Annotated in this window: 1 protein-coding gene; it reads right to left on the reverse strand. The window is 40.2% G+C overall.

Annotated features, from left to right (window positions below):
- Positions 1-1,377: ligand-binding sensor domain-containing protein (locus tag AC1DDX_RS27415; RefSeq protein WP_477623034.1), on the reverse strand; the 1,377-nt coding region annotated here is incomplete at both ends.

Raw genomic sequence — 1,377 nt, forward strand, 5'->3', positions numbered from 1 at the left:
ATTAATTACCCGAACCGTATAACCAATATTAAAGAACTGGTGTTTTTTACCCAATTTGTCGATTTTCACCAGCTGGTTCAGATTCCCTCCCCAAAAAACACCTCGGGCATCCTCATGCAATACAAACAGGTCGGTAAGTTTGGTATCAAAGAGCTCAAATTTATTTTCGGTGCGGTTTAATCTGTATAAAGCTCCCAGTAAACTGCCGCGGCGCAAAGTAGCTGCCCATAAGGTATGGGCACGATCTTCGTATAAGTTGAACACAACTTTACTTTCTATTCCGGTTTGAGGATTAATACACTTATATCTCTCAAAAGTTTGGGTTGATCTGTTGTATCGGTTTAATCCGTCGGCAAAAGTCCCCAGCCAAACATCCCCCTTATAATCGGAGATAATAGCGGTAATAAAATTTCCCGAAAGGGATTTTGGATCTCCTGGAATATTTTGATGCTGAACAAATGAGTTTGTTTTTCTGTTCCAGATATTAAGTCCTGAGTTTTCAGTACCAATCCATAGCTGATCCTCCTGATCACCGTAAAAGGCTGTAATGGCACTCTTTGCCAGTGACTTTTTGTTTCCAGGCTCATTCGCGATTGTTTGAAATTTCTTTTTATTCGGATCAATGATGCCCACCCCGATAAAAGAAGTTCCGATCCTTTTCCTGGACTCCTTATCAATATAAATAGAATAAATCATGCTACCGTCCAGAGCATTTTTATGATCTGCCGTTTTCAAAGATTCTATTTCCGAACTGGAACCATTAAGGAGATATATCAGTCCGGCAACTGTCCCAATCCAAAGATTTTTTGATGAATCAAACTTAAGTGTAGATACTGCACTACTAATTGGCACATTACCCGTAGCAAACATCTGTTCCACGCCATTGTGAAGCATATCATATTTAAACAGGCCGTTATTTGTTCCAATCCAGATATAGTTGCCAAGAATTTCCATGCAAAGCGACATACTAAGGGAAGTGTTTATTAGTTTAAGCTTGCCTGAATGCTCGTCCAGCACGCATAACCCAAGATTTTGAACAAATACCCAGAGCTTTCCCTTCTGATCCATTTTAAGAGATTGAACTCCATATGACCTGGTTTCTTTTCCATTTACAACTAAGGGAATCTGGTCTGCAATAAGTTTATCGGCTTTGCATAAGAGCAAGCCAAGGCCTTCAGACCCGATAAAAACATTTCCTTTGGCGTCTGCCTCAATATCTTTGATCACTTCCCTTATGGTGTCCGTACCTTTGGCAGAGTGATAAACTACGGTATTGAATTTTCCGGAAAGCTCATCGTAGACGCTAATTCCCTGGCGGGTTCCAATCCACAAATGATTTCTGACATCACTGGTTATGACATGAATAATGTTATGCAC

Source organism: Pedobacter sp. 10L46_2 (assembly GCF_056395165.1).